Source organism: Bacillus sp. BS1807G30, from assembly GCF_040047675.1.
Taxonomy (GTDB): Bacteria; Bacillota; Bacilli; order Bacillales; family Bacillaceae; genus Bacillus; species Bacillus altitudinis.
Window position 1 is genome coordinate 1686040 of sequence record NZ_CP157353.1, and the last position, 23354, is coordinate 1709393.

Annotated in this window: 27 protein-coding genes; 21 read left to right on the plus strand and 6 right to left on the minus strand. The window is 38.7% G+C overall.

Annotated features, from left to right (window positions below; genetic code table 11):
- The first annotated feature begins 65 nt into the window (after positions 1-65).
- Positions 66-683, plus strand: a complete 618-nt coding sequence (locus tag ABG082_RS08575) for a hypothetical protein (protein WP_348936764.1) — start codon at positions 66-68, stop codon at positions 681-683.
- Positions 684-738: 55 nt separating this feature from the next.
- On the opposite strand, the gene ABG082_RS08580 is transcribed toward ABG082_RS08575, so the two are convergent.
- Positions 739-1497, minus strand: coding sequence for an N-acetylmuramoyl-L-alanine amidase (locus ABG082_RS08580; protein ID WP_348936765.1), 759 nt, complete (start codon positions 1495-1497; stop codon positions 739-741).
- A 319-nt stretch (positions 1498-1816) separates the two neighbouring features.
- On the opposite strand from ABG082_RS08580, the gene spoVK reads away from it, so the two are divergent.
- The 9 genes from spoVK (at position 1817) to ABG082_RS08625 (ending at position 9735) form a co-directional block, all read left to right on the plus strand.
- Entirely contained in the window at positions 1817-2776 is a 960-nt protein-coding gene (spoVK, locus tag ABG082_RS08585; RefSeq protein ID WP_008344008.1) for a stage V sporulation protein K, read from the plus strand.
- 120 nt (positions 2777-2896) lie between these two features.
- Complete coding sequence (gene hflX / locus ABG082_RS08590; protein ID WP_017367291.1) at positions 2897-4159, plus strand: GTPase HflX; 1263 nt, start codon at positions 2897-2899, stop codon at positions 4157-4159.
- 18 nt (positions 4160-4177) lie between these two features.
- Positions 4178-5458 (plus strand): aminotransferase class I/II-fold pyridoxal phosphate-dependent enzyme, encoded by a 1281-nt coding sequence (locus ABG082_RS08595; protein WP_348936766.1) that lies wholly within the window; start codon positions 4178-4180, stop codon positions 5456-5458.
- Between the two features lie 91 nt (positions 5459-5549).
- Complete coding sequence (locus ABG082_RS08600) at positions 5550-5960, plus strand: MerR family transcriptional regulator (protein WP_007499423.1); 411 nt, start codon at positions 5550-5552, stop codon at positions 5958-5960.
- Between the two features lie 60 nt (positions 5961-6020).
- Positions 6021-7355 carry a type I glutamate--ammonia ligase gene (gene glnA, locus ABG082_RS08605; RefSeq protein ID WP_007499421.1) on the plus strand — a complete coding sequence of 445 codons (1335 nt, stop codon included), beginning with the start codon at positions 6021-6023 and terminating at the stop codon, positions 7353-7355.
- Between the two features lie 435 nt (positions 7356-7790).
- Entirely contained in the window at positions 7791-8180 is a 390-nt protein-coding gene (locus ABG082_RS08610; protein WP_035700856.1) for a S8 family serine peptidase, read from the plus strand.
- Positions 8181-8193: 13 nt separating this feature from the next.
- Positions 8194-8349 carry a hypothetical protein gene (locus ABG082_RS08615; RefSeq protein ID WP_263490855.1) on the plus strand — a complete coding sequence of 52 codons (156 nt, stop codon included), beginning with the start codon at positions 8194-8196 and terminating at the stop codon, positions 8347-8349.
- A 199-nt stretch (positions 8350-8548) separates the two neighbouring features.
- Positions 8549-9211 (plus strand): DUF3986 family protein, encoded by a 663-nt coding sequence (locus tag ABG082_RS08620; RefSeq protein WP_235672446.1) that lies wholly within the window; start codon positions 8549-8551, stop codon positions 9209-9211.
- 347 nt (positions 9212-9558) lie between these two features.
- Entirely contained in the window at positions 9559-9735 is a 177-nt protein-coding gene (locus ABG082_RS08625) for a T7SS effector LXG polymorphic toxin (RefSeq protein WP_348936820.1), read from the plus strand.
- 40 nt (positions 9736-9775) lie between these two features.
- On the opposite strand, the gene ABG082_RS08630 is transcribed toward ABG082_RS08625, so the two are convergent.
- Positions 9776-10195, minus strand: coding sequence for a hypothetical protein (locus ABG082_RS08630; RefSeq protein WP_017367294.1), 420 nt, complete (start codon positions 10193-10195; stop codon positions 9776-9778).
- Between the two features lie 190 nt (positions 10196-10385).
- On the opposite strand from ABG082_RS08630, the gene ABG082_RS08635 reads away from it, so the two are divergent.
- From ABG082_RS08635 to ABG082_RS08645, 3 genes are all read left to right on the plus strand, one after another.
- Positions 10386-11231 (plus strand): SMI1/KNR4 family protein, encoded by an 846-nt coding sequence (locus ABG082_RS08635; protein ID WP_048002225.1) that lies wholly within the window; start codon positions 10386-10388, stop codon positions 11229-11231.
- 401 nt (positions 11232-11632) lie between these two features.
- Positions 11633-12742: a hypothetical protein gene (locus tag ABG082_RS08640; RefSeq protein ID WP_254505700.1), complete on the plus strand. Its 1110-nt coding sequence runs from the start codon at positions 11633-11635 to the stop codon at positions 12740-12742.
- 943 nt (positions 12743-13685) lie between these two features.
- Positions 13686-14021 carry a hypothetical protein gene (locus ABG082_RS08645; protein WP_348936767.1) on the plus strand — a complete coding sequence of 112 codons (336 nt, stop codon included), beginning with the start codon at positions 13686-13688 and terminating at the stop codon, positions 14019-14021.
- A 356-nt stretch (positions 14022-14377) separates the two neighbouring features.
- On the opposite strand, the gene ABG082_RS08650 is transcribed toward ABG082_RS08645, so the two are convergent.
- Positions 14378-15364 (minus strand): YhdH/YhfP family quinone oxidoreductase, encoded by a 987-nt coding sequence (locus ABG082_RS08650; RefSeq protein ID WP_050827288.1) that lies wholly within the window; start codon positions 15362-15364, stop codon positions 14378-14380.
- A gap of 112 nt (positions 15365-15476) precedes the next feature.
- Here ABG082_RS08650 and ABG082_RS08655 point away from each other — a divergent pair, with 112 nt between their 5' ends.
- The 3 genes from ABG082_RS08655 (at position 15477) to ABG082_RS08665 (ending at position 18435) form a co-directional block, all read left to right on the plus strand.
- Positions 15477-15896: a MarR family transcriptional regulator gene (locus ABG082_RS08655; RefSeq protein WP_348936768.1), complete on the plus strand. Its 420-nt coding sequence runs from the start codon at positions 15477-15479 to the stop codon at positions 15894-15896.
- Positions 15897-16039: 143 nt separating this feature from the next.
- On the plus strand, positions 16040-17962 hold the full coding sequence (locus ABG082_RS08660; protein ID WP_348936769.1) for a T7SS effector LXG polymorphic toxin: 1923 nt from the start codon (positions 16040-16042) through the stop codon (positions 17960-17962).
- Positions 17962-18435: an antitoxin YezG family protein gene (locus tag ABG082_RS08665; RefSeq protein ID WP_041092234.1), complete on the plus strand. Its 474-nt coding sequence runs from the start codon at positions 17962-17964 to the stop codon at positions 18433-18435. The genes ABG082_RS08660 and ABG082_RS08665 overlap by 1 nt, the downstream gene beginning before the upstream one ends.
- Positions 18436-18541: 106 nt before the next feature.
- Here ABG082_RS08665 and ABG082_RS08670 read toward each other — a convergent pair whose 3' ends face one another.
- Complete coding sequence (locus tag ABG082_RS08670; protein ID WP_348936770.1) at positions 18542-19003, minus strand: macro domain-containing protein; 462 nt, start codon at positions 19001-19003, stop codon at positions 18542-18544.
- Positions 19004-19189: 186 nt separating this feature from the next.
- Here ABG082_RS08670 and ABG082_RS08675 point away from each other — a divergent pair, with 186 nt between their 5' ends.
- Both ABG082_RS08675 and ABG082_RS08680 read left to right on the plus strand, forming a co-directional pair.
- A complete protein-coding gene (locus tag ABG082_RS08675; RefSeq protein WP_348936771.1) occupies positions 19190-19732 on the plus strand; it encodes a GNAT family N-acetyltransferase in 543 nt (180 codons plus the stop codon).
- Positions 19733-19765: 33 nt separating this feature from the next.
- Positions 19766-20029 carry a hypothetical protein gene (locus tag ABG082_RS08680; protein ID WP_240692305.1) on the plus strand — a complete coding sequence of 88 codons (264 nt, stop codon included), beginning with the start codon at positions 19766-19768 and terminating at the stop codon, positions 20027-20029.
- 119 nt (positions 20030-20148) lie between these two features.
- Here ABG082_RS08680 and ABG082_RS08685 read toward each other — a convergent pair whose 3' ends face one another.
- Positions 20149-20520: an iron chaperone gene (locus ABG082_RS08685; protein WP_272511548.1), complete on the minus strand. Its 372-nt coding sequence runs from the start codon at positions 20518-20520 to the stop codon at positions 20149-20151.
- A gap of 384 nt (positions 20521-20904) precedes the next feature.
- Here ABG082_RS08685 and ABG082_RS08690 point away from each other — a divergent pair, with 384 nt between their 5' ends.
- Both ABG082_RS08690 and ABG082_RS08695 read left to right on the plus strand, forming a co-directional pair.
- Complete coding sequence (locus ABG082_RS08690; RefSeq protein WP_348936772.1) at positions 20905-21558, plus strand: CotZ-related putative spore coat protein; 654 nt, start codon at positions 20905-20907, stop codon at positions 21556-21558.
- Positions 21559-21632: 74 nt separating this feature from the next.
- A complete protein-coding gene (locus ABG082_RS08695; RefSeq protein ID WP_008343952.1) occupies positions 21633-21977 on the plus strand; it encodes an S-Ena type endospore appendage in 345 nt (114 codons plus the stop codon).
- Here ABG082_RS08695 and ABG082_RS08700 read toward each other — a convergent pair.
- Positions 21961-22911: a DUF4573 domain-containing protein gene (locus tag ABG082_RS08700; protein ID WP_348936821.1), complete on the minus strand. Its 951-nt coding sequence runs from the start codon at positions 22909-22911 to the stop codon at positions 21961-21963. The two genes, ABG082_RS08695 and ABG082_RS08700, sit on opposite strands and share 17 nt — an antisense overlap.
- 34 nt (positions 22912-22945) lie before the next feature.
- Between ABG082_RS08700 and ABG082_RS08705 the strand changes: the two genes are divergently transcribed.
- Positions 22946-23338 (plus strand): hypothetical protein, encoded by a 393-nt coding sequence (locus ABG082_RS08705; protein ID WP_046343605.1) that lies wholly within the window; start codon positions 22946-22948, stop codon positions 23336-23338.
- Positions 23339-23354: the final 16 nt, after the last annotated feature.

Genomic DNA, 23354 nt, shown 5'->3' on the forward strand with positions numbered 1-23354 from the left:
ACGCATCACTCGTTTTGGCTTTTTGCCATTTCTAACAATGTGTTACATACTGGAGGTTACCGAACATGGGAAAAATGGACGAAATTATTTTAGTTGCACCGCGCGCACGCGTGTTCCAAAACGAAACACTTGCGTTTAATGGTGTGAATAGTGAAGAGAAAACAATCAGCACCATTATGAAAGAAATCGAAGAGCACTTCGAGCAAATGCGAAGAGGCGATGCAGAAGAAAATCCTGACTTTAAGCAGCCGATTCCATATGTTGTCATTAAGCGTGAGGGCGAAGTGTATGTATATGAAAGACTTCAAGGTGGGGGAGAGACTCGCTTACATCATAAGTTATCTCTTGGCTTTGGGGGTCATATGAATTTCATTGAAGGAAAAAAATTTGCTGATATTCTAAAAGAAAATACCGATCGTGAACTGGACGAGGAACTTTCGATTCAAGAAGAAGACAAACTTGAGATGAAAACCCTTGGACTCATTAATGATGATGACAATAGTGTCGGCCGTGTGCACATCGGACTGTTATCAGCCCTTGAATTATCGCCGGGTGCTCATGTAGAAGTAAAAGAAACAGATCAAATCTCAGGCAAATGGATGAAAGTAACAGATTTGAAAAAGCCTGAGTACTTCGATCGTCTTGAAACATGGTCTCAATTTGTCGTGAACATTTTAGCATAATTGGATAGACAACAAACCGGCTCTAAAGATGACTTGAGCCGGTTTGTTTTTTAGATTATTGAAAAACGAATGCGTCGTGACCGGCCTGCTTTAATCGAGCGACGAGGTCATCTGCATTTTGCTTTGAACGGAAAGCGCCAGCTTGGACTCGGTACATGCCGCTATCTAGTACAACCAGCGCTTCAAATCCTTTGGATCTGAGAGTAGCTGCTAGTTCATCCGCATTGTTTTTAACCTTGAAAGCCCCGGCCTGTACTTTATATAGATTACTTGCTTTTTTTTTCAATTGAAGGGCTTTTTCTAATCCAGTGGCATGAGCACGAGCGATCCCTTGAAGGAAAGTAGCGTTACGGAGCTTATTTGCATCAGCTATCGTATCGATGAAACCGTTTTCAGTTAAAATGGCAGACATAGAAGTTTCCCGAAGAACGTGGAAGTTCGCTGTTTTCTTGCCACGGTCGGCAAAATCAACGGAGCGGACAATCTCATCATGAAGAGCATTGCGATACGTGGTGGTTGGTGCTGAAACGCCAGGATACACATAACTTTCAAAACCTGTGCCTCCGCCAGCATTAATATGAATAGACACGAAATAGTCAGCTCCCCAACTATTTGCCGCATTCGTACGCTGGGATAACGTGACGGATTGGTCAATTGAACGACTTAAGCGGACGGAAACCCCATCATATTCACTAATCAACATATCTCTCAGAAAAAGCGCAATTTGCAGTGTGATATTTTTCTCCAAAAGTCCATTAGCAGCAGCTCCAGAATCTGTTCCTCCGTGGCCAGGATCAATAAAAATTTTCACCATCTATTCATCACCTCATCTTTATTTTATGAGGAAATAGAAAAATTGCCTGTACAAAATGCGGAAATCATTGAGACTCTTTTCTGCACAATTTGGGATGAAAAGGCGCCATTTTTCTAAGAAAAAACAAATTGTTGGTTTGTCCGCCCGAAATGGATGAATACAATGGAAATAGCACATCATTTCCTGGGAAACCGCACAATCCCCTACAATAACCGGTATCTCGGGTCATTTTGACAGTAAACCGATCTAATGCGGGCGATTGTCACGATTACAGCTCCACCCGAATAGAGTAAAGAGAGAAGAGCGAGAGGTGAATACGTTGGAGCGAGCTGTCACATATAAAAATAACGGCCAAATCAACATTATACTTAATGGACAGAAGCAAGTATTGGTTGATGCAGATTCAGAGGCAGAATACTTAGAGGCCTTGCAAAAAAATGAGGCCAAACACAGCATCTTACGAGAAATAGAACGAGAAATGAACAGCCTTGTCGGGATGGATGAAATGAAACGAAACATAAAAGAAATTTATGCTTGGATTTTTGTCAATCAAAAAAGACAAGAACAAGGATTAAAGGTAGGAAAACAAGCGCTTCATATGATGTTTAAAGGAAATCCTGGCACAGGGAAAACAACGGTTGCACGGCTTGTCGGGAAGCTTTTCTTTGAAATGAATGTTCTTTCAAAGGGGCACTTAATTGAAGCAGAACGAGGAGATCTTGTTGGAGAGTACATTGGACATACAGCTCAAAAAACCAGAGATTTGATTAAAAAATCACTAGGCGGCATTTTGTTCATCGATGAAGCCTATTCTCTTGCCCGTGGAGGAGAGAAGGATTTCGGGAAAGAAGCAATTGATACCCTTGTAAAACATATGGAGGATAAGCAGCATGAATTCATCCTCATCTTAGCTGGATACTCCAAGGAAATGGATCATTTTCTTTCTCTAAATCCTGGTCTGCAATCGAGATTTCCAATCAATATCAACTTCCCAGATTATACGGTCGATCAGCTGATGGATATTGCAAAACGAATGATGGCCGATCGGGAATATGTCTTTACCCAAGAGGCAGAATGGAAACTGCGAGACTATTTAATGCACATCAAGAGCACAACGAGTCCTGCCAAATTCAGCAACGGCCGTTTTGTGCGAAACACCATTGAAAAAGCGATCCGAACTCAGGCGATGAGGCTGCTTCTTGTGGATCATTATGATAAAAAAGATTTACTTACGATTAAAAGCCATGATCTGCAAATGAAAGAGGATACGCCTTCTTGAAATGGCGTATCCTTTTTGTAAAGAGACAAGAAATTAAACCTTCCGAATGGTGGTATACGTGTGATGTGTTTGGTATGATGGTACTACTGAAACTTAAGTACAGAAAGGAAACAACTGACGTTGAATGAACATGAAATGATCGAAAAAGCGATCCTTGTCGGCTGTCAACTGCCGCATATAACGGATGAACGCTTTCAATATTCTATGGAAGAATTAGCTTCCTTAACCAAAACAGCTGGCGGTGAAGCTGTCAGCATCATGACGCAAAAAAGAAATAGACAAGACAGCGCGACTTACATCGGGAAAGGGAAAGTGGAAGAGCTTGAAGTGCTTTGCGAGGAGTTAGACTGTGACGTTATTATTTTTAACGACGAGCTTTCGCCTAGCCAGTTAAAAGCTTTGGCGACTGCCTTAGATGTGAAAATCATTGACCGTACGCAATTGATTCTAGACATCTTTGCCAAAAGAGCCCGTACAAGAGAGGGGAAGCTGCAAATAGAGCTTGCCCAGCTTCAGTATGCCTTGCCGAGACTGAGTGGACAAGGGATCAGCCTTTCAAGACAAGGCGGCGGAATTGGCGCAAGAGGTCCAGGTGAAACAAAACTTGAAACAGACAGACGTCATATTCGAAACCGCATACACGAAATTCACGGACAACTGTCTGCAGTCAAAGAACACCGCACGAGATACCGGGAACGACGGAAGAAAAATGGCGTATTCCAAATCGCTATTGTCGGGTACACAAATGCCGGGAAATCTACATTGTTTAACCAGTTAACAGAAGCGGATAGCCATGAAGAAGATTTGCTTTTTGCTACACTTGACCCAATGACTCGTAAAATGACACTTGAATCTGGCTACAGTGTACTGATTTCCGATACAGTTGGTTTTATTCAAGACCTTCCAACCACACTGATTGCAGCATTTCGTTCCACTCTTGAAGAAGTAAAAGAAGCAGACTATTTGCTTCATGTGATTGATTCTTCGAATGAGGATTATGAAGGGCACGAACGAACGGTTCATAAGCTTTTAGAAGAATTAGAAGCTGACCGTATTCCGATGCTGACTGTCTATAACAAAAAAGACCAAATCCGGCCGGATTTTATCCCTTCCTCAAAGCAGCGCCACATTTTAATCAGTGCTAGGCGCGAGGAAGATGTGAAGCGGTTAAAAGCGGATATCATGGCTGAACTGAAAAAAGATTTTTTAAAGCCATATCATGTAAGGATTCCGGCATATGAAGGGAAACTCATATCTGCCTTAAAGTCAGAAACCTTGGTGGAATCACTCGAATTCCAAAAGGAAGCAGAGCTTTATGACATCACTGGATTTAGTGGTGAGGAGCAAACCATATTAGGACAAATCAAGAAGTATATGTTGTAGGAAAGGAATTAAATCACGATGTTTCACACTTTAAAACATGGCACCATTTTAGAAAAAATAGCAGCAGAAGCAGAACACGACATTTCACAAATACATCAGCAAATTGATCGAAAGAGCGAACAAAATGAGTGGCGGGTTCTTGAAAGCTACCGGAAACATAAAGTCAGTGACTCTCATTTTAACCCGACAACTGGTTATGGCTACGATGATATGGGAAGAGACACGTTAGAAAAGATCTATGCGGATGTATTTGGAGGGGAAAGCGGTCTTGTACGCCCGCAGATCATTTCTGGAACACATGCCATTTCCATCGCCTTATTCGGTGTGCTAAGACCTGGTGATGAATTGATCTACATGACGGGGAAACCTTACGATACCCTAGAAGAGATTGTCGGGATTCGCGGCAAAGAAGGGACAGGCTCATTAAAAGATTTTCAGATCGATTACAAAGCCATTGATTTGCGTCAAGATGGATCTGTCGATTTCCACAAAGTCAAAGAATCTATTTCCCAAAAAACAAAAGTCATCGGGATTCAGCGTTCTAAAGGCTATGCGTCAAGACCATCCTTTACAATAGAAGAAATTGAACAAATGATTTCATTTGTGAAAGACATCAATGAGGACATCATTGTGTTTGTTGACAACTGTTATGGTGAATTTACTGAGTTGCAAGAGCCGTGTCATGTGGGCGCAGACCTTATGGCAGGTTCTCTCATTAAAAACCCAGGTGGCGGCCTTGCCAAAACGGGCGGCTACATCGTCGGAAAAGAAAAATGGGTAGAAGCTTGCTCTTATCGAATGACATCTCCAGGCATCGGCAGTGAAGCGGGTGCATCGCTGTATGCGCTCCAGGAAATGTATCAAGGATTTTTCTTAGCACCGCATGTTGTTGCACAAAGTTTAAAAGGCGCCGTGTTTACAGCGCGTTTTCTTGAAAAACTCGGGTTCCAAACAAACCCATCGTGGAATGCGAAAAGAACCGACTTGATTCAATCTGTAGAATTTGGAGACCCTAAAAAAATGATTGCATTTTGTCAGGCCATTCAATATGCATCACCGATTAACAGTCATGTCACACCGCATGCGAGCTATATGCCGGGTTACGAGGACGATGTTATTATGGCAGCGGGCACATTTGTCCAAGGAGCCAGCATTGAATTATCAGCCGATGGTCCGATCAGACCGCCGTACACAGCCTATGTTCAGGGCGGTCTCACGTATGCCCATGTGAAAAATGCCATTTGCAGTGCTGTAGATGCCTTATTAGAGCGAGGTTTTATTGAAGTGCCTGCTCGATAAAAAAATCCATGTTAATATTCCTAACATTTAGTTGACACATAATATAACATGACATATAATAAATTTAAGCAAAGAGGAGGAGACAGTTGAGATGAGTGATAACATTCGCCGCTCAATGCCTTTATTCCCAATTGGGATTGTCATGCAGCTAACAGAATTATCTGCAAGACAAATTCGCTATTATGAGGAAAATGGTTTAGTATTTCCAGCTAGAAGTGATGGGAATCGCCGATTATTTTCTTTCCATGATGTTGATAAATTACTAGAAATCAAAAACCTCATCGAACAAGGTGTAAACATGGCAGGAATCAAAAAACTTTTTGCCAAAGCTGAGGCAGAAAATCCATCGTCTGAAACAAAGACAGAGGAGAAAACCACAGCGAAGCACAACTTGACAGATGATGAACTCAGGAAGCTACTGAAGAAGGAACTCATTCAGGCTGGACGTTTCCAACAAGGAACGACCTTTAGGCAGGGGGATATGTCAAGGTTCTTCCGTTAACCAATTAGCAAAAGCATTGCTATACACATTTTACCTTTTGTAGGGGAGGAGTTTTACGAAATGGCAAAGTACACAAGAGAAGATATCGTAAAATTAGTAAATGAGGAAAACGTAAAGTACATCCGTCTGCAATTTACAGACATTCTCGGAACAATTAAAAATGTTGAGATTCCTGTGAGCCAGTTAGAAAAAGCTCTCGATAACAAATGTATGTTTGATGGTTCATCTATTGAAGGGTTTGTACGTATCGAAGAATCAGATATGTACCTATATCCAGATCTAAACACGTTTGTTATTTTCCCTTGGACAGCAGAAAAAGGTAAAGTTGCACGCTTTATTTGTGACATTTATAAGCCAGACGGAACACCATTTGATGGAGACCCTCGTAACAACTTAAAGCGTATCTTAAAGGAAATGGAAGAACTAGGATTTAGTGATTTCAACCTTGGACCTGAGCCAGAATTCTTCTTATTTAAATTAGACGAAAAAGGCGAGCCAACGCTCGAACTAAACGATAAAGGTGGATACTTTGACCTTGCACCAACAGATCTAGGCGAAAACTGCCGCCGTGATATCGTGCTTGAGCTTGAAGAAATGGGCTTTGAAATTGAAGCGTCTCACCACGAAGTAGCACCTGGACAGCATGAAATTGACTTCAAATATGCAGGCGCTATCCGCTCTTGTGATGACATTCAAACGTTCAAACTCGTTGTTAAAACAATTGCGAGAAAGCACGGTCTTCATGCGACATTCATGCCAAAACCATTGTTCGGTGTAAACGGGTCTGGTATGCACTGTAACCTATCATTATTCAAAAATGGCAAAAACGCATTCTTTGATGAAAAAGCAGATTTACAATTAAGCGAGACAGCTAGACACTTTATCGCAGGTATCGTTAAGCACGCAACAAGCTTCACAGCGGTCACAAACCCGACGGTGAACTCTTACAAACGTCTTGTTCCTGGCTATGAAGCACCTTGCTACGTAGCATGGAGTGCACAAAATCGCAGCCCATTGATCCGTATCCCAGCATCACGCGGCATCAGCACACGTGTAGAAGTGCGTAGCGTAGACCCATCTGCAAACCCATACCTTGCACTAAGCGTATTACTTGCAGCAGGTCTTGACGGCATCAAAAACAAACTAGACGCACCAGCGCCAATCGACAGAAACATCTATGTCATGGACAAAGAAGAGCGCCTTGAAAATGGCATCGCTGACCTGCCTGCAACACTTGCAGAAGCACTTGAGCTGCTCAAGTCAAACGAAGTCATGATCAACGCACTAGGCGATCACTTATTCGAGCACTTCATCGAATCAAAAGAAATCGAATGGGATATGTTCCGCACCCAAGTTCACCCATGGGAACGCGATCAGTATATGTCTCAATATTAATAAAGAAAACCCCTTGGAGCCATTGGCTGCAGGGGTTTTTTTGTTTTTGTGGGTGTTTCTTATATTTTAAAATGAAGCAGGCACCACCCACCATTCACCCACAAAAAAGTGATAAAAAACCACTCCATTATCTTGGAGATATACTCTTCATAATTATTCATTGAATCTGTGTCTATTTTTTCTAGTATGAGGTCCAAGCCAACGAAGCTGTACCTATGCAGAAAGATGAGAAGCAGCTACTAATGATTAGATTGCCCTCAAAGTGTGCAAGACGATTCTGACGAGAATGATTAAAAAGAAGAGGAAGACGGGGCTGCCTAAGATGGCACGCAAACGATCAAAACGGTGGTTCCTACTTTATCGCTTAGAGGATGGACATCGTGTTCATCTCTATGAACTGCTTAGTCGGATCAGGAAAAGGTGGAGGATTATCAGATGAAAAACAAATTCTTAGAAGGAGACTGGATTAAAGCATCTAAGAAAGGAAAAAGAGAACAACTTAATAAAGCAGGTTATGTACTTAAAGTAGCCGAGGATGATATTTTAGTAAGGTTCCTTAGTGGTAATACTTTGGTTGTTCCAAAGTCTTGGGCTGAAAATTTGGATGAGGCACTTATTGTTGTAATATCATCGGTTGGGAATTATGGGTTACAAGAAAAGAGTGATATACTCTACCCTGCTAAATTTGAAGGTGTTATCGCTGTAGGAGCATTAAATATGAACGGTGATATATGGAAAGGGACAACTGTAGGTAATGGCCTTAAATGTGTTACTTCCGGGGCATTATATAAAAAGTTATTCAAAAGATGGTTCTTTTTTATATAGTAGTGGTACTTCAATGGCGGCTGCCTACATGGCAGGTCTTGCTGCTCTCTTTTTTGAAGAATATTCTTCTTATAATAAATCCACAATCTCTAAAAAATCATGGGAAAAAATCAAAAATTCAGATAAAATAAATGGGTATTCAGTTATGGATACAGTTAAATTTTTTTGAGAAACTAGGGTTTATATGAAGAATAAGCTTATTTTAGTAGTACTGTCTTTTATTCTATGTTTTCCGCGGTGACTCCAGCATATTCTTAGAGCGTAACTTCACTGAATAGTGAACTTGTGGTTAGTGATCAATTGATTGAACAAGATACGAGGATACCAGTATAGATGTTTCAAACTTTAATAAAGAATTTGACTTTCTTTTGAATGATCCAGTATTTATTGAAATAGAAGAAACTTTAGCGTTACAGAGTCAGAATGCTGAATTGAAAGAAGACAGTGTAACTGGTCAGTGGATACCGGTGGTGGCTGCTGCTTTAAAATTATTAATTTCTCAAGTTGGAAAAAAGGGAATGCAAAAAGGATGGAAAGTAGCTAGACCATATGTGCAGAAAGCATTAAAGGCGCCTCAAAATCGTATTATTGATGGCCCTGGATCGGGAGGGCGCATTATACAGGTACGTAGCAAAAAAACCACTATTCAGACTAGATTATGCACCTATAAAACATGGAAGACCTGCTGTTCTGCATTATCATGTTCCACCAAATCTAAAAGATCATCATGTTATTTTCTAAAGGGGAGATCAACGTTGCTTAACTTAGACGATACAATGCATTTGCATGTAGGCTATTATGAAAATGATTTAGATTATGAAGGAGTGTTTTTAAAAAGTTTAGATTCAGGGAAATGGTTATTGTTTTTTTATCAAGAAAGCTATGGTATAAAACTTGAACAAAAATATGAAAAATATGATGATTTTGTTTTGTTGGTTGGAGAGTATAATATTGATGATGAAGATATTGAGGATAAAGGTGATGCATTGTTCGAACAATTTCTAAAAGAAAATGGTTTAATAAAAGCATAGCGTTTTTGTGTGATACGTTACAATAAATAAAATGATATAAAAGAAGATATCTTTATCTGTTTAAAGACTGTTATGTAGATTTTAAAACTTTTCTAGAAGTATATTGATTCTGAAGGCGATGCGTTTTTGGAATAATAGAACCAAAGTGTCCATGTTTATGGGCACTTTTTTTATTTGCATTGCCGAGAAAAAGCGAACATGAATATTTTGTCCAGAAAGAAGAACCTGTGGACGCTGATCATTGGGCGCTTTAAGTGCCACAATGGGTGTCTGCTTTTATGTTGTGTTTTTTGTATCTTTATTCCTATTTAATGACAAGTTTTGTGTTAGTAAAATTGACCTTGTCAATGAATAGGAGGGAGGGACTTCTTCTGGGGAAGATACTTGATGCAAAAGCGCTAACAAGTGCCATGGATACAAGGGCGAAATCCTATCAGGAACTCCGTGAACAAATGGTTGATTTAAAAAAGGCACTACAAGGCGTAGCAAATCTCGGTGACGATTTCACTGTGAAGCCAAAATGATGACATTTATTGACCTTCCTTCTTTTGAAAATATATGAAATTATTTTATTTCCTCATCCATTACTTTCTTATACTTTTCAAATTCAGAATCTTTCATTTCACCGTTCATTTGTAATAAAAAGTTTCCTTTTGAATAGGTGTGAGAGAAGAACATAGATCCAGCATTGCCTAACTCATCATAATAGGATTTCGCCTGCTGTAAATCAGTTTCATTTCCAAATTTAAAAATCCTTCCACCAGCATTTTCACCTAAGGAAGGAACGAGAATCCTTTTTCCTTCTTCTCTTATATTTCCAAACTCTTTTTGTTTAAGATCAGATGGTTTTTCTGCTTCAAGCCCAGCACTTTTAAAAGCTTCAATAATATTGGCTGTCGTGAGCTGTTTTTCATTTGATGCTGCGCTACTGCAAGCTGTTAGCATCATTAAACAAATAAAAATGAATATAGATAATTTCTTCATATTGGATCCTCCTGATTTTTAGGTGCAAAGGAAATTTTACATGAAGTACCTTCTTTTTACTATCGTTTCGACAAAAATAGACAGCGTGAATGACTAAGTAACAAATATTCTTCTTTTATTTTGACTAAATTGTCAAATATACTCAGCAAGATGGTATACTTATGTGCATATTTTACTAGGAGGCATCACCTTGAAATCATTTTGGGAAATAGACGAGAAAGGTTACTATACGTTAAAAAAGATCAACGCAGAAGAAATAGCTAAGGCTGAAAAGAAACTTGGTATCACTTTGCCAGATACATATAAAAAGCTCATATTAGAACAGAATGGTGGTTATACCATTCATAATGCTTTTCCAACCACTCACTCTAATTCATGGGCCGAGGATCATATTCAATTTAATCATCTTTTGGGAATTGCTGAAGATGAAGGAATTATGGATAGTGCCTATTTGATAAAAGAGTGGGAGCTGCCAGAAGGGCTTGTCTTAATTAACGGGGATGGTCACACTTGGGTAACGATGGATTATCGAAAAACGAAAGAGAATCCTGCAATTCATTATTTTGATGTTGAGATGGAAGAAGACTTTAAGTTAGCAGATTCCTTTGATGAATTCATTGAGGGGCTTTATACAGTTGAGTACAGTGTTGACGAGGAAGTAGCAGAGGGTGAATACGAAGAAGAAGAAGAGGAATATATAACTAAAGCAGAACTTGAAGCGATCTTAGAGAAAGAAGCACCTGATCCAGCCGATATTCATCAAATTACTAAATATCCGTTACAAGATTTAGAAGAAGTAGAGTGGTTCTTTAAAAGAATAAAAAGCTATATTGAATCTGTTAAAGATGAAGACGTTCTTTATGAAGTAGCTGCAAGCATTGACACAATCCTTATATTAAGAGTAGATACAATGCCAAGTAACGATATTATAAAAAAGACATTATTTGAAATTGTAGACATTTTTGAAAAAACTGAAATTCCTCAGATAACTGTAACAGCTGGAAATTTCGCTGTTAATATTGATTTTTTAGATTAAGGCAAAATTAGAGCATGTAGAGTGTACTGTATAGGGTGAATTTTCAAAGAGTGAATGAGAACGGATGTTTAATTATCTGTTTTGAATTCATTATAATATAATTTAGATTGACCCCTTCGTGAACCTGGCTGAAACTCAGTCAGGTCTTTTTTATATCAATTTCAAAACAATATTTTGTGAATTTCTTTCTAAAAAATGAAGGTGTTCAATCTAAAAGAAATAAGTATCAAGTCCTTTCTGGCTACTCTCTCTTTTAACCAACTCTTATAATTGCATACCATTCAATTATTATCATATTTGCGGGATACCGAAAATTTCTATTATGAGCAGATTCACTTTACATATGTTGTAAAATGCGTGTTAGAATTATACTAGGGATTTGTTTAGAAGGGGGTAAAGGAATGTCAGGATTAATTGCCTCTCAGGAGGTAGGAAACATGTTAAACACTTGGAATCTTTCGATACAAAAAGGGGATTTATCGGCAGCTATAGAAATGCAAGATGACATAGACAGGGCAATTGATTTAATGGAAGAAAATCAAGATATTCTTTTGTACTATCAACTGTTGAGCTTTAGACTTAAGCTGAAACTTCAGAATATTAGCAGAAATTTAGATAAGCCATTCTTTCAGCGGAATGCTCCAGACGAAAAAGAAGAAAAAACAAATAAACTCATGTCATATTACTTCTACTTTTATAATGGGATCTATCATGACTACTTACAAGATTATGATAAGGCATTAAGTTACTTCAGAATAGCTGAAAAAAAGTTGGCTTATGTTGATGATGAAATAGAAAAAGCTGAATTTCATTATAAAATCGCAGTTCTATTTTATGATTTGAAAATGACCTTTTTATCAAAATATCATGCACAAATTGCGTGTGATACATTTAATGCGCATGAAACATATATCAAAAGACAGATTAACTGTAGGATGCTACATGCGTTAAACTTAATTGATCAATTTGAATATGATAAAGCAAGAGCTCTTTTTAGTGAAGCTGAGAATATGATCGAAAGTATTAATGACAATCATTTAATCATTCATCTATATTACAATATGGGTTTTCTAGAAAGCAAAAAAGAAAACTTAGAAGAAGCATCAGCACTATTTAGGCGCACGTTGAGTTATAAAGAGATCGAAAATCAAGATTTATTGAAGATGAGATGTTTATATGAACTTTCTAGAATAGAAATCTCCAGTAAAAGTAATGACGCGATTGAATGGATAGATCTAGGCATTTCTTTATCAGAACAAGTCAACCATAACGTTTTTCAAATAAAATTTAAATTGTTAAAAGAACTATTGTATGAAAAAAATCACTCTCAATTGAACAATATAAACAATCTGTGTTTAGAGCTTGAAGAGAAAAGAGTATGGGTTGATTTAGAGGAAATTCTGGTTGATGTGGCGAAATATTTAGAGGGGAGAGGCTTGCTGAAACAATCATTAAATTACTATAAAAGAGCCTTACTCGCAAGCCAGTATGTAGGAAAAGGAGTGAATTAATTGAAGAAGTCGGTTTTTATTACATTTTCACTAGTTGTGGTAGCTCTAGGTACACTTTTCTTTACAAACGGTTTGACTCAACCTCTACATGAAGATGTCCAAACAGTTGCATCAAGAGGTAGCTCTGGAGGTTAATTGGTTAAAAAACGATAAAGTGGATTAAAGCGTCAGACTTCTTATGGTATTCTGGTAAAAGAATATGCCATAAAGGAGTCTTTTTTATATTAATTGCTCCATTTGCTTTGATGGCAGCGTATAGAGATACTAAAAAACAAATGAATTAATTAAGCTTTTTGAAGGAGACTTTCAGTGTCTGTTGGAGGGACTCCGGGTATTACCCAATTTCACTGTATATATTTATGCGAGAGCTGTATAAAGCATGGGATTCTGAAAAACCGAAAAAAATTTATGAAGAATTTCAGGATGTTTTTATGAAGAAAGAGAAGAAAACAATTTGAGGTAAAAACAAATATAGTACATACTTTCAATTTTGTTACTTAAATCCTAAATATGGAACTGACTGTAGAATGTTAAGACTGATTGTTTTATAATTTCACGGTAACATAACTTTCTCTGGATTGTAATTAAAAGTATAAAACGTAAGTGAAAGTATATCGGGGGATTTGGATGATAAAAAAAGAAGTTTTTCAAATAGTTTTGTTTACAGTCCTTTTGGCTATTTTTTTTATCAAGGTGTACAAAGAGATTTTCCTTTTGAATATCTGATTACATTAGTTACGTGCTATGTTGCTGTAATAGTTTATAGAATTATAAAAGTAATGAAATATAAAAAGGAGCAAAGTACAGTTAAGTAGTTTGAGCTATTTTTGGTTGCGGTGTCCACAATCACTTTTGGGATCAGACGTTTGAGGTCATGGCTCTTTGGCATGTTGACATTAAGAATTATATAATGAACTAAATTTAATTTCGGAGGTGCTTTTATGTGTCTATTCAAGTAGATGATGATGGTGTTTTAGAGATGTGTAATATATATGCCCAAGAAACTCATCACAGAGAAGCATTGATTTTAGGAAACAGGAAGGGTCTATTGGAATTAAAAAATGCGATAGATCAGGCTTTAAAAACCGGTAGTGCTGTTGCAAATTTATACCCATCTGATTTTGAAGGGTATGAAACTTGTATTGCTCTAGTGGATGATGAAAAGCAGTTTAAGAAATTAATTACTCCTTATGTAGAGGAATATACACAAGATGATGATGCGATTGATCCAATTGATATTATTAAAGAGTACGATTTCAAAAAAGAAAAACCTTTATAATAGGGTTTTTCTTTTTTTAGTGGAGTATAGTTTCACCTTTTTTAGCTTTGTGTTTACTTGGTACTGATGCTCTATGAGCATGGTGTATATGGATTTTTGGAGCTGCATGAAAATGCCAGTACCAGTTTGACGATCCTGGTTTTAGTGGTATGACTCCGTTATCAACTGCAAATACTCGTGTTTTCTTTTTCCCTTTTTTATGAAACTCTTTTACAAGACACTCAACTTTTCATTTTCTATTTTTTACATACCAATCGATATGATAGTTCTTCCCGCGGTCATTGCGATTGGTACGAAGAATATTGGTAGTTCAATTTTATCTTGTGTAATAAAGTTCAAATAGAGTTTGTGTTATTTTAATATTTAATAATTGTTCTTCCTAAATGTTGGCCATTTTTAATGGCTTCAATTGTTTCAGGTAACGTATCGAGAGTAATCTCATTGACTAGAGTCGTTTGGGCGATATTCCATTCGTTTGCTATCTCGTTCCAAATGACTTTGCGTTTATTGATTGGTACATTTACAGAATCGATCCCTAGAAGGTTGATCCCTCTTAAAATAAAAGGTAACACAGTTGTTGTTAATTTAATTCCACCTGCATTCCCGCACATGCTCATGCTTCCACCATAAGAAATTTGAGGTATTATGACAGAAGCCACATCTCCTCCTACGGTATCTAAGACGAAGTCATATTTTTGCTTATTTAATGGTTTTTTTAGCTCTCCTAACTCGTTTGCAAAAATGACATCAGTTGCTCCTAAAGATTTTGCAATGTCAACTTGATGATCTTTACGCACTAAAGCATGAATATTTTTGTACCCAATTTTAGATAATAATTGTATCGCGATGCTACCAACTCCACCAGTTGAACCTGTAACGAGTATATGAGGTTGATTTTTTGTATTCATCCCATTTTCCTGTAAAGCCATGATCGAAAGAGCGGCTGTAAAGCCTGCTGTTCCAAAAATCATTGCTTCTTTTAAAGTCAAGTTATTTGGCAAAGGAACAATCCAATCCGCAGGTACTCTAGCATATTCTGAAAAACCTCCAGTGTGGCTCATACCCATAGCGAAACCTGTGACAATCACTTGTTGACCTTCTACGAAACGATGATCTGTTGTATGAACGATCGTTCCACTTAAATCAATCCCAGGAATCATTGGATAGTTACGAATAACACCTCCATTTTTTTGAACAGCCAGCATATCTTTATAATTGATTGAAGAATATGCTACTTTAATTAATACTTCTCCTTCAGATAGATCATTCACACTTACATTTTGAAGATCATAACTCACTTGATCATTTTGTTCTGTCACTAGTATCGCTTTAAATGAATCCATTATTTATCTTCCTTTCTAAAAATATATTATCGCAAAACATTTCTGGTGCAAAAGTATTTCAATTAAAAAACTACCATGATATTATAGGTAAAGTCAATGTGGGGGAGATAAAATGGAATTATCAGAGTGCATAAATTTTTTACTAAGTGTTAGTCAAAATAAAGTGTTTAAGTACTTTAGTAAGCTTTTAGAGGAATGTGATTTGACACCCGCTCAATATGGTGTGTTGAACTGTTTGTGGAGAGAGGGCCAGCTATCTCCTAAACAAATTGGAGAACTTGTGTATTTAGAAGCCTCAACAGTTTCTGGAATTTTAGATAAAATGCAAAAAGCTGACTTAATTGAACGCACAATAGATCCAAAAAATCGAAGAAATATTTTAGTAGAGGCGACTCAAAAATCTTTAGACATTAGAGAAAAAGTTGAAGCAGCAACAATTGAGCTGAACAATACAGCGCTCCAAAACTTGTCAAATGATGATAAGGTTGTGCTAAAGAAAGCATTGTATACAATTATCAATAACTTTCAATGATGGATTTTTTTAAAACAAGTTACTTATGTATCAAGAGGTAGCTTTGATAGATAATTGGTTAAAAAACGATAAAGTGGATTAAAGTGTCAAGCTCCTTATGGTATTCTAGTAAAAGAATATGCCATAAAAGGAGTCTTTTTTATATGAAAATATTAGATGCTCCATCTCTACTATCAGCTGTAGAACAGAGGTCGAAAGCCTATCATGAGCTTCAAGAAGAAATGAAACTTGTGAAAAAAGCATTAAAAAGTGTGTCGGGCTTAGGTGATGAATTTACTGGAAAAGGTGCAGACAATATCAAATCTTTTTATGAGGATCTTGCGCTGTACACAGACACATATCTTGATTTTATCGATATGCAGAAAGCTTTTTTAGATGGGGTGAAAGGAAAGCTTGATGATGAATCATTAGGCGGGAGTACTTTTATTGATGAGCACTTTTTAGACACTCAATTGAAACAAGGGATTCAGAACAATAAAGATATGGTCAAAGAACAAAAAGAGGCACTTTCCACTATTTTTGACGATATTAGTGATTTAATTGAATTACATACTTTTTCAAGTAAAGAGGTCAATGAACATTTAGACGATGCGAACAAAAAAAGAAAAGAGACCATTGAAGTTTTACATCAAATAGACAATGATTTGAAAACGGAATACGCAAAGTCAGAAGCGGTTGAGAATCACCTCAACACTTTTTATGCAAAGATGATGGCTGCTACTGGAAAAGGAAAGAATGCGCAGCCAATGTATTATGATGCAAAAGCATTTCATGAGACAGATGTGTACAAGAACCATGATCAAATTGATGCTCAAGTAAAAGCCTATTTAAAGGTGAAAAAAGAAGAAAAAGAAAAAAGAAGAATCAAAGAACTGAAAGAAAAGCTCAATGATCCTTCGTGTCTATCAGAAGCGAAATACTTTGAGATTGTAGATGAGATCGGTTATGAGAATCTCACATATGATCAAAAAATGTATTACAGCCAGCTTCTCCAAATCAAAGCACAGGAAGAAGCATCGGAGGTATTCGTTGATAGTGTAAAAGGTGCTGCAGTGGGTCTATATGATGTGGCAAAAGATACGGTAGTTGGCATCTACGATCTTGTAACAGACCCTGGGGGTGCCATAGAATCAGTCGTAACGGCTGTTTCACATCCAATTGAAACATCGAAAGCGATTGGAAAATCGATTTCAGACTCATTCCAAAAAGAAGTCTTAAATGGTGACGCGTATTCTCGGTCACACTGGTTCGCCTATGCGACTGGTTCTCTTGCAGAAATTGTCTTTGGTTCTAAAGGGGCAGGAGCCATCACAAAAACAGGGACAACAGCGGCCAAAACAACAATGAAGAAAGGCCTTGAACAAGGAGCAAAATCATTAGATAGAGTCTCTATTCCGAATCTATTGCCATACTCACCAAAGTTTCAAATGGCTGGTGGACCGAAGCTCCCGTACAATGTATTTGACGGAGAAAATCTCAAAAATAAACTTCTCTCCATGGCAAAGCGTCTAGACAACAACTCAGGATACGGTATCTCTCAGACAGGCAGAAGATTACCAGCACCTAAATCACCACCGACCGTTGTCAGTTACGGAGAGCACTATGTGCGATGGAAACGCAAAAAGTTATTAAAACCGAATGTCGTTTATTCAACAAAGCAAGGTTACACCTACACAACAGATCACTACGGACGCATTGTCAAAGTCGAAGCAAGTGATTTAAAATATGGAGAGGTCAAAAGAAATAAATATGCTCAATCCAATTCAGGTAAGCCGGACAGATTACCGGATGATGATGGTGGACATTTAATTGCGTCAATTTTCAAAGGGTCAGGCGATATTGATAATCTTGTTCCAATGAATGGAAATTTAAACAAAGGTGAATGGAAAAAACTTGAGAACACTTGGGCTGATGCTCTTCAAAATGGTGATGAAGTTAAAGTGAAAATAACTCCTAACTATAAGGCTGATTCTCTACGTCCTGAAACTTTTGATATTAAGTATAAAATCGGTGATGATGAATGGGAAATCAGACGATTTGATAATGTGTATGGAGGTAAAAAGTAATGAAAGAAGAAGAACTAGAATATGTATATAAGCTGATAGTTGATGTTGTAGTGGAAACCATACCGGTCAAGTGGAAAAAGGTCTATTTATATGGTGAGGTAGTTGAAGGTTCACAGACTGCTTACTTTTATTTTTTACCTGAAGAAAATGATAGTAAGCCGGTATATAGTCATGAGATAACTGAATTGTTTGAAGTGAGTGAACATGAATACAAAGAAAGGTGGCATCAATTAGTCGACTACATCCAAGAACTTGGGAGAGTGTTTGAACAAAGTGGTCAAGCACCTTGGACAAATTTTACAATGATAATTGATGAAACAGGATATTTAAATATAGAGTTTAATTATGATGACCTTTCGAATACAAACCCTCATGAAAGAAAAACTATTTGGAAATATAATCATCTAGGCATTATACCTAAAAGCAATTCGGGTAAAAAACATTTAGAAAAGTACCTTTCTACTTTGGAGTAAAAATCGTTTTGAGAATATTAAAGAAATACAGACTAGAGAACATAATAAGAGCACTCATTCCAAGCAGAAAGGGTGCTCTTATTCACTCTAGAATTTCTCATTTTACTTATTTAAACCGATAAACCGTCACTTCACAATCGCCAAGGATCTCTTCCATCATCTCTCGAACAATCGTCCAATCGCCGCCTGCCAAGCCGCAGCCGATCCCATAAGGAATGGCGATAGAATGAAGGGGGTTCTTTTCATTTGGATTTGTCACTGTCTGTTTTAGATGTTCAAAGCAGCTGCGTAACGCGTCGTCATCCGTTTGTTTTGTTTTTCTTCCGTATCCAACTTGGGCGAATAAGTTGGCAATGGTTTTTCCGTCGCTCGTTGTGATGAGCTGAACGGAGCTTAATAAATCATCTCCTTGTTCTGCACATAACCGTTTATAGTCTTTATACACATTTGGATATTTGCTTTTGATCTGCTTTGCTAACCCTGCTCCCATGACACCCTTACAGTTCACCTGATGACAGATGATGTCTTCTTTTGCCTCTAAGATATTGCCTTCTACCGTTTTGATCATTTCAAGTCATCCCTTTTCAATAAAATGCAAACTTATGTTCGATTATAGCAGTTTTGATGACATTATTTCATTACAAAATGCGCTTGGAGTTTAAAAAATGGATACGTCCATGCGATCAGAGTGTCAAAAACAGTGGATGTCATCTAAAATAGTGAAAGATAAAGAAGAAACAGTAAGGAGACCCTTATGGATAAAATAGAAACAAATCGGTTAATTATTAGACCATTTCGTGATGAAGATGCACCTGGAATGTTTGCATACTTGTCTCAACCAAGAGTGAATTGTTTTCTGGATGATCAAATCTCTACATTAGAAGAAGCGGTCGCTAAGGTGCAAAAAAGAAAAGCAGATCACTCTTATATGGCGGTTTGTTTAAAAGAAAGTCAGTTGATTATCGGTGAATTGTTTCATTTAAAAGATGAACCGGACACGTATTCGATTGGCTGGAATTTTCATGCGTCATATGAAGGGAAGGGATATGCCCGTGAAAGTGCAGAAGCTCTCTTGTCGTATCTATTTGTCAATCAAGGAGCAAGACGCTTATATGCATATGTAGAGGATGACAATGATCGATCTCAAACATTATGTGAGCGTTTAGGCATGAGGAAGGAAGGCCTCTTTCTTGAGTTTGTTTCATTTACTACAAATGAAGATGGCACACCTAAATATGAAAATACCTATCAATATGCTTTGCTGAAAAAAGAATGGGAGCAGTTTCATTCTAAATAGTGCTTTGTTTCTTGGTATCCGGATGACAATGAAGTGACAAAATGTGAAATGATCTCATTGTTTTTTTCGCTCGTTACCGGAGCAGAAGAATGGATGATGATATCTGCTGGGTTGACTTTTATTTTGGCAAAGGTGCTAGGGAAAGTAGCTGGGATCTTTTATTCCAATCAGCAGCCCTTTGCAGAATTGAATCAAGTTAATCTTTTAATCGAAAAGAACGACTGTTTTCCTAGAGATCACGCACCTTTTTTATTTTTTCTATTTGTATGGTCTTTTGGCTTTCCGCAAGGGCGTTAATGTACTTCTGTCGTGCTATGAATGGATGGAGCAGAAATGGGCAGGAGAGAGAACCAAATAAAATGTAAGTCTCACGAAAAAACACCCCAATCTGTTATGAAATCAGATCGGGGTGTTTATTATTTTCGCCAAAATGTGGAACAATCTGCTTTGTCTTCAATGTTAAATTCGATGATTTTTTTTAACAGAGGATAGTCAATCGGTAAGCTTTCCTTCATCCGAAACATCTTTTTTCCATGGTCATAACCAGCTTGTACAATATCTGGTGAAAAGTGTTCAATTCCTTTACCTTCTGGTGCGACAGAAATATGATGTTTTGCGACGCTAAATCCGATAATAAATGTGCCATGATCTGTGAACATGGGCTGATTCCAAGCAATTCTTGGCTCTAATTGAGGGAATGTGTCTGAAATCCATTGTAAGATGTCTTGCGTGCGCTGTTTCAGCTCTGGATTACCGATATTGCTTACATATTCTTCAAAAACCTGCATTGTTTTCATCCTCCATATTCATCAAGCCTCAGACGGGATTCGAACCCGCACTCCTTTCGTAAGCATAGGCTAGGGGGCAACACGCTTCCCTACGGAATTTCACCGACAGGAGTTTCACCTGTCTCAGCTCATTTGCTTTTCGGTGCTTCTGAAACCCTTGCCTTGCGACCCGCTAGCTACAATTGTTTTACGGCGCTCTTCCCTTCTAGAGCTACTGAGGCACGGAAGTTCTTGTTCATATTATATAGAGAAACTTGAAAAATGAAAAGCTATGCTCATCATCTAATCCAATCGCACAAAATAGTCAAAGGCACATATGATAAAAGACCATATAGTTATGTATACAGCATGGAATTGGGCTGATTGAAAGTGACAAACCTGTTGATGAGTAAACTAAAAGAGATAAACAATCAAACAAAATTAGAAGGCTTTACTCACAAACGTTCGATGAGTTCTCCCTTTTTGCTCACCATGGAAGATGGGGAACCTTTTTACTCATGGGTGTTTTTTGAAAGAAGTGTGTTTAAGACTTGCTATTTTTCTTTGAGCTCTATCAATGAAAAGCAGAATTGTGTGCTGTTGGAACTTCTTGTACCGTGCTGCAATAGATCAACATGCTGTCAAAAAGTTTTGTATCGATCCAGTTCGAAAATTCTTGTAGATCTTTCTTTTTTATGTGGAATGATTGAAGTAGAGCTTCCTGTATATGATACGCTTATTTTAAAAAACATAGAATCTCACCACATCTTTCTTTGTTTTTCCACAACGCCCAGTTCGGTGGAAGTATGGCGGAATGGAACAAAATTTCTCAATACGGCAACTGTTGTGTTGCATCATCAAGATCATCAGGATGTACCAGTCGCAATTAGAATTCAAACTGGTACATTTTGTTATGATCTTCTTGTCCAAAAAGGAGAAAGTCGTGCGATTACTGTGAAAGATGTGAAATTTATCTTGAAATCTCCGTCAACTGAAAGTGTGCAAGCACGATTAGACATGCAAATCAACATGATACAAAGAAGAAAAATAAAGCTTTGAAGCTGTGATAATCGCACAATCTTCAAAGGTCAATGGATCATAGTCTATCAAGACTAGGTTGAAGGAGGGTTAAAATGGCTATTTTAGGCGGATGTAGTAATGAACAAGCGGGCTTTGTAAATGATGCAGTATGCTTCACACTTGATTTAGCAGCAGCAGCTGATGCAGTTGTCGTCTGGACAGATGGAACACCTTATGTCATAAACGGAACCATCATGGTGGAAAACAATGGGATTGTGGCTGTAGCACCTACCGTGGCTTTAGAGGTAAACGGTACTGCTGTTCCTGATTTCACGGTACCGCCAGGAGAGAGTCGATCCATTACGCTCAGTGATCTGAACTCGATTGGGATTTTAGCTACTGGTGGAACCTCGACTGGAAGTATTGTCGTTTCGTTTTCTCTCAATTATCAGTATTAGTGTGTATGTCTTGAAGATTCCACAGTTTGAAAGTAGTGTGAGACATGTGCGCCCAACTTAATATGTGTGGAGGAATAACTGGTCCAACGGGAGTAACTGGCCCAACCGGATCCACGGGTTCAACGGGAGTAACCGGCTCAACGGGAGTAACCGGTCCAACTGGAGCCACGGGTCTAACAGGAGTAACCGGCTCAACGGGAGTAACCGGCTCAACGGGAGTAACCGGTCCAACGGGAGTAACCGGCCCAACCGGATCCACGGGTTCAACGGGAGTAACTGGCCCAACCGGATCCACGGGTTCAACGGGAGTAACCGGCTCAACGGGATCCACGGGTCTAACAGGAGTAACCGGCGCAACCGGGGCAACTGGGGCAACGGGTCCAACGGGAGTAACCGGCCCAACCGGATCCACGGGTTCAACGGGAGTAACCGGCTCAACGGGATCCACGGGTCTAACAGGAGTAACCGGCGCAACCGGGGCAACTGGGGCAACGGGTCCAACGGGAGTAACCGGCCCAACTGGAGCCACAGGTCCAACGGGAGTAACCGGCTCAACGGGATCCACGGGTTCAACGGGAGTAACCGGTCCAACCGGCTCAACGGGATCCACGGGTCCAACGGGAGTAACCGGCGCAACCGGATCCACGGGTTCAACGGGAGTAACCGGTCCAACCGGCTCAACGGGATCCACGGGTCCAACGGGAGTAACCGGCGCAACCGGATCCACGGGTTCAACGGGAGTAACTGGCCCAACCGGGGCAACTGGGGCAACGGGTCCAACGGGAGTAACCGGCCCAACTGGAGCCACAGGTCCAACGGGAGTAACCGGCTCAACGGGAGCCACGGGTTCAACAGGAGTAACTGGTCCAACGGGAGCCACGGGTTCAACGGGAGTAACTGGCCCAACCGGATCGACGGGTCCAACGGGAGCCACAGGTCCAACCGGTACTAGTTTTACAACTAACTCGATGTACGCATCCAATACGTCGGGAAGTACGGTGCTGGTTGTTTTAGGCGGAACGGCAGTGACGCTGCCTAATAACCAAAGTTTAGATGGATTTACCGTAAGTGGTGGTAATACGGTGTTTACTGTACCTGTTTCAGGGAGATATTTTATCACGTATCAAGTAAATACAAGCGCTGCACTTCTGGCAGGAACAAGGGTGATTAACAACGGAACACCCATAGCAGGGTCTATTTTAACACCTGCTTTATCTACATCTACCTACAATGTATCTCTCATTACAACACTTGCAGCAGGGAATCAAATTTCTCTTCAAATATTCGGTTTAGTCGCAACCGTAGTATTACTTGGCGGGGGATCTGTTGGAGCGGCATTAACCATTATCAGATTGGAATAAATCCAAAAAGCCCAAT